7 protein-coding genes are annotated in these 7,320 nt (G+C 67.0%); 2 read left to right on the plus strand and 5 right to left on the minus strand.

The window, feature by feature from the left end; genetic code table 11:
• The first annotated feature begins 39 nt into the window (after positions 1-39).
• Positions 40-1,209 carry an amidohydrolase gene (locus Q4F91_RS09975; RefSeq protein WP_303337280.1) on the plus strand — a complete coding sequence of 390 codons (1,170 nt, stop codon included), beginning with the start codon at positions 40-42 and terminating at the stop codon, positions 1,207-1,209.
• A gap of 95 nt (positions 1,210-1,304) precedes the next feature.
• On the opposite strand, the gene Q4F91_RS09980 is transcribed toward Q4F91_RS09975, so the two are convergent.
• The 5 genes from Q4F91_RS09980 to gluQRS all read right to left on the minus strand — a co-directional run bounded on the left by Q4F91_RS09980 (position 1,305) and on the right by gluQRS (position 6,040).
• Positions 1,305-2,189 carry a pyridoxamine kinase gene (locus tag Q4F91_RS09980; protein WP_303337282.1) on the minus strand — a complete coding sequence of 295 codons (885 nt, stop codon included), beginning with the start codon at positions 2,187-2,189 and terminating at the stop codon, positions 1,305-1,307.
• Positions 2,190-2,351: 162 nt separating this feature from the next.
• Positions 2,352-3,239 (minus strand): DMT family transporter, encoded by an 888-nt coding sequence (locus Q4F91_RS09985; RefSeq protein WP_303337284.1) that lies wholly within the window; start codon positions 3,237-3,239, stop codon positions 2,352-2,354.
• Between the two features lie 12 nt (positions 3,240-3,251).
• The gene (locus tag Q4F91_RS09990) at positions 3,252-4,139 is read right to left on the minus strand and encodes a DMT family transporter (protein ID WP_303337286.1); all 888 of its coding nucleotides are present in this window, start codon (positions 4,137-4,139) and stop codon (positions 3,252-3,254) included.
• Positions 4,140-4,246: 107 nt separating this feature from the next.
• The gene (locus Q4F91_RS09995; RefSeq protein WP_303337288.1) at positions 4,247-5,152 is read right to left on the minus strand and encodes a DMT family transporter; all 906 of its coding nucleotides are present in this window, start codon (positions 5,150-5,152) and stop codon (positions 4,247-4,249) included.
• A gap of 18 nt (positions 5,153-5,170) precedes the next feature.
• Positions 5,171-6,040, minus strand: coding sequence for a tRNA glutamyl-Q(34) synthetase GluQRS (gene gluQRS, locus Q4F91_RS10000; protein WP_303337290.1), 870 nt, complete (start codon positions 6,038-6,040; stop codon positions 5,171-5,173).
• A 189-nt stretch (positions 6,041-6,229) separates the two neighbouring features.
• Here gluQRS and Q4F91_RS10005 point away from each other — a divergent pair.
• The coding region (locus tag Q4F91_RS10005; protein WP_303337292.1) for an MFS transporter at positions 6,230-7,320 on the plus strand (1,091 nt) is incomplete at its 3' end.

The raw sequence follows: 7,320 nt of genomic DNA on the forward strand, positions 1-7,320 counted from the left end.
TTTTGATGAGAAGCTATGCAAAGGAAGGATGAACCCTGTATGACAGTCCTTGAAGAAATCAAGGCGAGCTCCGCGGAGCTCGCCGAGTGGCGCCACGAATTCCACCGTCACCCCGAGATCGGCATGAAGGAATTCAACACGTCCGCGAAGGTGGCCGGAATGCTCCGCAGCTGGGGCATCGAGGTCACCGAGAAGGTGGGCGTCACCGGTGTCGTCGGCGTGATCCGCGGCAGCCTCGGGCCCGGCCGCACGATCGGCCTGAGGAGCGACATGGACGCGCTCGCGCTCACCGAAACGGGCTGCACGGCCTGGAAGAGCGAGAACGAGGGCTTCATGCACGCCTGCGGCCACGACGGGCACATGACGATGCTGCTCGCCGCGGCGCGTTATCTCGCCTCTCACCGGGACTTCAGGGGCACGGTCGTCGTGGTCTTTCAGCCCGGCGAGGAAGGCGCGGGCGGCGGACTCGCCATGATCAATGACGGTCTCTTCGAGCGCTTCCCCATGGACGAGATCTACGGCATGCACAACTGGACGGACGTTCCTCCGGGGCATGTCACCGTGCGTCCGGGCGCGACGATGGCGGGCCAGGACTTCTTCGCGATCCACGTGAAGGGCAGGGGCGCCCACGGCTCCGCCCCTCAGCTCTCCGCCGACACGGCGCTCGCCGCGGCGATGATCGTGACGTCGCTCCAGCAGATCATCGCGAGAAACGTGGCGCCGCTGGAGGCCGCCGTCGTCTCGATCACGAAGATCCACACGGGCTCTGCCTTCAACATCATCCCGCAGGAAGCCGAGCTCGGCGGCTGCACGCGTTACTTCTCCGACGCGACGGGCGAGCTTCTCAGAAAACGCATCGTCGAGGTCTCGCAGAGCGTCGCCGCCTCGGTCGGCTGCACCGCCGAGGTCGAGTTCGATCCCATCGCCGCCGTGCTGATGAACGATCCGAAGCTCGCCGAGGCGTTCCTCGAGGCCGCGAAGGAAGTCGTGGGCGAGGAGAACGCGAAGGTGCCCGACATCCCGCAGATGGCGAGCGAGGACTTCTCCTTCCTCGCGAGGAAGGTCCCGGGCGCGTACTGCTTCCTCGGCGGCCAGGCGCCCTACGGTGCGACCAACCTCCACAACCCGGCCTTCGACTTCGATGACCGGCAGCTCGCGGTCGGCGCCGCCCTCTGGGTGACGATCGCGATGCAGCGTCTCGCCGCCTGAGCGCAGGCCTGACGCCCGACAAAACAGAAGCCGCACCGGCGACCTCTTGAATGAGGCCTACCGGGTGCGGCTTTCTTTATTTCCGGGAAACGGCGTCAGAGGAGTTCCCAGCTCGCCGACTGGATGGGATTCGCGAGGTTGGGGAGGACTCGCTCGAGGAGGATCCCCTCGCGGTTGTCGCCCTGGTAGCCGAAGGTCGCGCGGATGCCCTGCAGGATGAACTGCGCGGCGCGGTCGAGCGCGATCGGCAGGCTGTCGCCCTGAAGGAGCGAACCGGTGATCACGCTCGTGAAGGCGTCGCCCGTGCCGGGATAGTGCGCCGGCATGTAGGGGCAGGTCACCTTCCAGCAGCGGCCGTCCGAGCGGCTCCTCGCGATGACGCTCGTGAGCTTCGGCTGGTCAACGACGGGCACGCCCGTGATGATCACCGTGTCGGGGCCGTGCTCGCGGCGCTCGGAGAGCTCGATGATGGCGTCCTTGAGTTCCGCGTCCGTGCAGGAGGCGTGGAAGGGGCGGCCGAGGAGCGCGAAGAGCTCGGTGAGGTTCGGGGTGAGCACGTCGGCGCGCCGCGCGAGCGTCCTCATCTCGCCCACCATGTCCTCGCTCATGCCGGCGTAGAGCTTCCCGTTGTCGCCGAGGACGGGGTCCACGACGATCAGCGTCTCGGGCTTCCTGAAGCGGTCGATGAAGTCGGCGACGATGCGGATCTGGCGGGGGCTGCCGAGGTAGCCCGTGTAGATCGCGTCGAAGTCGACGCCGAGCTTCTCCCACTCCGCGATGATCTTCGGCATCTCGTCGGTGAGATCGAGGAAGCTGAAGCTCGGGTACTGCGTGTGGTTCGAGAGAATGGCCGTCGGGAGCGGACAGACGTCAAAGCCCATCGTCGTGAGGATGGGCATGACCACCGTGAGCGAGACGCGTCCCACGCCCGAGAGGTCATGAACGGCGGCGATGCGCCGCGTGCTGCGAGGAGAGTGCATGTTTCCTGGCTGAAAGAAAAATGGTGCTGAACTTCAGCCTTCAGGCCGGCGGTCCCGATCCGCGCCGGCCTTCCGGCAGACCTTTTCCCGGCCCTGCAGCAGGCAGGCGGGAAAAGACCGATTCTAGGTGAGGTGCGGGGCTGCCGTCCTCATCAATTTCGGTTAGGCCTTAGCGTTCGTCTCCCGCGTGCGGAGCTCGGCGCGCCTGCGGATTATCGAGGCGGAGAGCCCTGCGAGCGTGACGAGCGTGATGCCGAGGAGGGCGATACCGTCGGGCCGCTCGCCGAAGAGGATGAATCCGAAGAGGACCGCGAAAGGGATGCCCGTGAACTGGAAGACGGCGTTCAGAAGCGGGTGACCGCGTGTCCAGCCGGAAGTGAAAATGAGCTGCCCGAGCGTTCCCATGAGACCGATGCCGAGGAGCAGCAGCACGGACTCCCAGGTGTAGTCTGAGAAGCCGTTGACGAGGCAGACGGCGAGTCCTGTGAGCGTCCCGCTCAGCATGAAGTAGAAGACAATCCGCTCGGGCGGCTCCTTCTCCTGCGAAAGATTGCGGATCATGTAGTCCGCTGCGCCCGAGGTGAGACCCGCGAGGACGCCGATCAGCGCGCCCGTCGTCGCCTCGGTCGGGATGTCGGGTCTGAGGATGAGGAGCACGCCCGCGAAGCCCGCGGCGACGGCGAGAAGGAGCTTGTGCTCAAGGCGCTCACCCTGCAGCGCCGCGGCGATCGAAAGGAACAGGCAGAACCAGAGCGGGCTCGCGTTGCGGAAGGCCTGCGCCGTTCCGAGCGGCAGGTACTTGAGCGCGAAGACGCCGAGCGTGAAGCCGCCTGTGCCGAGGATGCAGCGCAGCAGATACTTCCACGGATGGCTCGTGAGGGGCGTGAGATGCCGGCGCCTCAGGATCGTTCCGCAGAAGACGATGCCGAAGAGACTGCGGAAGAGCAGGATCTCCCAGACCGTGAGTGAGACGGTCGCGAACTTCATCAGCACCGCCATCACGGCGAAGAGGAAGGTCGAGAGCAGAATCAGAAACGAAAGACGGACCATGGCAACTGTCCTTTACCGGGAGGCCGCCGCTTTTGCGGCGCGCTTCTCCGACTTCATGCGGACAAGGGATGCGGCAAGTCCTGCGAGCGCAACGAGTGCGATGCCGATGAAGGCGATGCCGTCGGGCATCTCACCGAAGAGGATGAGTCCGAAGAGGACCGCGAACGGAATGCCCGTGAACTGGAAGACTGCGTTGAGGAGCGGATGACCCTTGGTCCAGCCGATCGTGAAGACGAGGAGCGCGAGGGCGCCGGTCACGCCGATGCCGAAGAGCAGCAGCGCGTTCTCAAGGGTGACTTCAGAGAACCCGGTCGCCGCGCTCACGGCGAGCCCCGTGACGGTTCCCGTGAGCGCGAACCAGAAGACGATGCGCTCGGCCGGCTCCCGGCGCTGCGATAGATCCCGGATCATGAAGTCAGCCGCGCCCGAGAAGATGCCGGTGAGGATGCCGATGACGGCGCCCGCCGCCGTCCCGGCCGGAAGGTCGGGGCGCAGGATGATGAGCACCCCCGCGAAGCCCGCCGCGACCGCGGCGAGGAGCGGCCGCTCGAGCCGTTCGCCCTTCATCGCCGCGGCAAGCGAGAGAAAGAGGCAGAACCAGAGCGGGCTCGCGTAGTTGAAGGTCTGCGCCGTGGCGAGCGGCAGCAGCTTGATCGCGAAGACGCCGAGCGTGATGCCGGTCGTTCCGAGCACGCAGCGGAGCAGAAACCGCCACGGGTGCGGGGTGGCGAACGGAATCCTCCGGCGGTGCATCACCGCGGCGCAGAGGATGACGCCGCAGAGGCTCCTGAAGAAGAGGATCTCCCAGACGGTGAGGCTCGCGGTCGCGTACTTCGTGAAGACCGCCATCACGGCGAAGAGGAAGGTCGAGAAAAGGATCCAGAGTGACGAGCGAAGCATTGGGGCGACCTTCCCGGAGCGGGCGATAAGGTCATTTGAAGCGGAGCTGTCCGGACGGGGATCGGATACCGTCCGATTCTAGGAGCCGGGCATCATTGCCCGCCTCGTCACTTTCCGCTAGAAGCTGCGGAGGAGGTCTCGGCCAGGGCGCGTTTTTCCGAGCGCATGCGGATCAGGGACGCGGCAAGGCCCGAGGCGGCGACGAGCGTGATGCCGAGCGCGGCGATGAGGTCGGGCGTCTCGCCGAAGAGGAGGAACCCGAAGAACACCGCGAACGGGATGCCGGCGAACTGGAAGATCGCGTTGAGGATCGGGTGTCCGTAAGTCCAGCCGACGGTGAGCGCGAGCTGCGCGAACGTGGCGGAGACGCCGATCCCGAGAAGGAGCAGCGCCGATCCGGTCGTGAGGCCGGAGAAGCCCGTCGCCAGACTCCCGATGAAGCCGGTCACCGTGCCGGCGAGTGTGAAGAAGAAGACGATGCGCTCGGGCGGTTCCCTGTGGTGCGAGAGGTCCCGGATCATGAAGTCCGCGGAGCCGCCGAGGAAGCCCACCACGACGCCCACGAGGGCGCCCGTCATCGCCTCGGTCGGGATGTCGGGCCGCAGCACCAGGAGCACGCCCGCGAAGCCCGCGGCGACGGCAAGAAGAAGAGGGCGCTCAAGGCGCTCGCCCTTCATCGCGGCGGCGATCGAGAGGAAGAGACAGAACCAGAGGGGACCGGAGTAGTTGAAGGTCTGCGCGGTGCCGAGCGGCAGCAATTTGAGCGCCACGACGCCGAGCGTGATGCACGACGTCCCGATCGCGCAGCGGAGCAGATGCCGCCAAGGGTGGACCGTGCGGACAGTGATGCGGCGGCGCTTCAGCACCGCCGCGCAGAGAATGACGCCGCAGAGGCTCCGGAAGAAGATGATCTCCCAGACGGTGAGGCTTTCGGTCGCGAACTTCGTGAGCACCGCCATCACGGCGAAGAGGAAGGTCGAGACGAGCATCCAGAGCGACGAGCGGACCATCATGGACCTCTGCAGGAAGTCTCAGCGCGCGATGCGCTCGGCCCAGAGCGGGAGCGCGGCCGCGAGGAAGTCCTGCGGGCTCGCCGCTCCGATCCTCGGGAAGCCGAGGTGCGAGAAGACGGCCTCGAGCGCCGGCATCGGGTCGGTCGAGTCCACGGGCGTGGCCCCGGCCTGCTTGGAGAGCTTCGTCCCCTCGCGGTTGAGCACGAGCGGAATGTGGAGGTAGGACGGAACGGCGCCGCCGAGCGCTTCGGTGAGGAGAATCTGCCGCGGTGTGTTGTCGACCAGGTCGGCGCCCCGCACGATGTGGGTGATGCCTGACGCAATGTCGTCCACGACGACGGCGAGCTGGTAGGCCCAGAGGCCGTCGGCGCGTCTCAGAACAAAGTCCCCGACCTCGTGCTCGACGTCCTGGCTGAAGGCTCCGAGCCTGCGGTCGGTGAAGGTGACGATGCCGGGTCGCACGCGGAAGCGCATCGACCGCACGGGACGCCCCTTCGTGCCCGTCCGGCAGGTGCCCGGGTAGACGCCCTTCGGGAGCCCGAGCCGTGCGTCCTCGGCGAGGATCTCGGTCCTCGAGCAGGCGCAGCCGTAGACCTCGCCAGCGGCCGCAAGCCGGTCGAGCGCCTCCGCGTAGGCCTCGAGCCTGTCGTGCTGCCAGATGACGGGCTCGTCCGGGACCATGCCGAAGCGAGCGAGATCCTCGATGAAGGACTCGCCCGCGCCGGGGATGTCGCGCGGCGGGTCGATGTCCTCGATGCGCAGCAGCCATGTGCCGCCCATCGCACGGGCGTCGAGCCAGCTCGCGAGCGCGGCGGCGAGGCTCCCGGCATGGAGCCGGCCGGTGGGGGAGGGGGCGAAGCGTCCGCGGTAGGGGCGGGGAGAGGTCATCCTGATCGAAGCGCGTGGGGAACTGGTGGAATCAAAATTTTAGTAAAGCCCGCCTGAGACCGGGCGTGCCCGCCCTCCCGGTCGGTAATCTGTCGGGCCGCTCTCTTAGAATGAACGGTGCCGTCCCCCGCAGAACAGATTCCTCTCCGGCGTCCCTGACTCTTCGCCGCCGGTGCCAACGTCTCTCCCATGAAACCAACCCAGTCAAGCACGCCGCCCGCCTTCAAGGACGGCGTCATCCTTGCCTTCGCCGGCACGCTCGGGCCCTTCGCGGCAAACACCTACGTGCCCGCTTTCGGGGAGATCTCCGCCGCGCTCGGCGTCTCGATGGTCGCGGTGCAGCAGTCGCTCTCGCTCTACCTGCTCGCCTTCGCGATCGCCTCGCTCTTCGTGGGTGCGGTCTCCGACGCCTTCGGCCGACGCCCGGTGCTGATCGGCGCGACGATCATCTTCGCCGTCGCCTCGGTGGGCGCCATGATGTCCGAGACCGTCGAGGCGCTCTGCGCGTGGCGCGTGCTGATGGGCATCTGCGCCTCCTCGGGCCCGGTGCTCTCGCAGGCCATCGCCCGCGACCGCTGGCAGGGCGTCGACGCCGCGAAGATCGTCGCGCTCATGGCGATCCTCTTCGGCGTCGGTCCCGCGCTCGCTCCGATCGTGGGCGGCGAACTCACGGTCCTCTTCGGCTGGCGCTCGGTCTTCGTCTTCCTTGCGCTCCTCTCGCTCGGCATCTCGCTCACGATGGCGGTGTTCCTGAAGGAATCGCTCCCGCCCGAGCGCCGCGTCTCCTTCCGGCCCCTCGCGACGATCGTGCGCTACGGATCGGTATTGCGCTCGCCGCCCCTCGTCGCGGGCTGCGTCGCCCACGGCTTCTGCTTCATGGGCCTCATCGTCTACTCGGCGGGCGCCGCGGACTTCGTGATCCACGTGCTGGGCCTCGGCGTTGACGGCTTCGGCTGGGTGATGATCCCCTTCGTCGGCATCTCGATGGTGGGCGCGTGGCTCTCGCCGAAGCTCCTCGCGCGCTTCGGGTCCACGAAGGTCGTGCTCACCGGCATCGCGGTGCTGATCGCTTCCGGGCTGCTCGGGGCGCTCTCCGAGTGGAAGTGGCCCGCGATGGGCTATCCCCTCCTCATCGCCGCGCCCATGGTCTACAACTTCGCCGCAGCGGCGATCCGCCCGATCGTCAACGTGATGAACCTCGACTACTTTCCGAGAAGCAGGGGACTCGCGGCGAGCGTGCAGCAGTTCTGCCTCACCTCGGCCTTCTGCATCTCCTCGGC

It is taken from the genome of Sutterella sp., assembly GCF_030539355.1.
Lineage (GTDB): Bacteria > Pseudomonadota > Gammaproteobacteria > Burkholderiales > Burkholderiaceae_F > Sutterella.

Excerpts from the sequence above, each read along its gene's own strand:
- Q4F91_RS09980 (WP_303337282.1), bottom strand. The coding sequence starts at position 2,189 with ATGCACTCTCCTCGCAGCACGCGGCGCATCGCCGCCGTTCATGACCTC.
- Q4F91_RS09985 (WP_303337284.1), bottom strand. The coding sequence starts at position 3,239 with ATGGTCCGTCTTTCGTTTCTGATTCTGCTCTCGACCTTCCTCTTCGCC.
- Q4F91_RS09990 (WP_303337286.1), bottom strand. The coding sequence starts at position 4,139 with ATGCTTCGCTCGTCACTCTGGATCCTTTTCTCGACCTTCCTCTTCGCC.
- gluQRS (WP_303337290.1), bottom strand. The coding sequence starts at position 6,040 with ATGACCTCTCCCCGCCCCTACCGCGGACGCTTCGCCCCCTCCCCCACC.
- Q4F91_RS09995 (WP_303337288.1), bottom strand. The coding sequence starts at position 5,152 with ATGATGGTCCGCTCGTCGCTCTGGATGCTCGTCTCGACCTTCCTCTTC.
- Q4F91_RS09975 (WP_303337280.1), top strand. The coding sequence starts at position 40 with ATGACAGTCCTTGAAGAAATCAAGGCGAGCTCCGCGGAGCTCGCCGAG.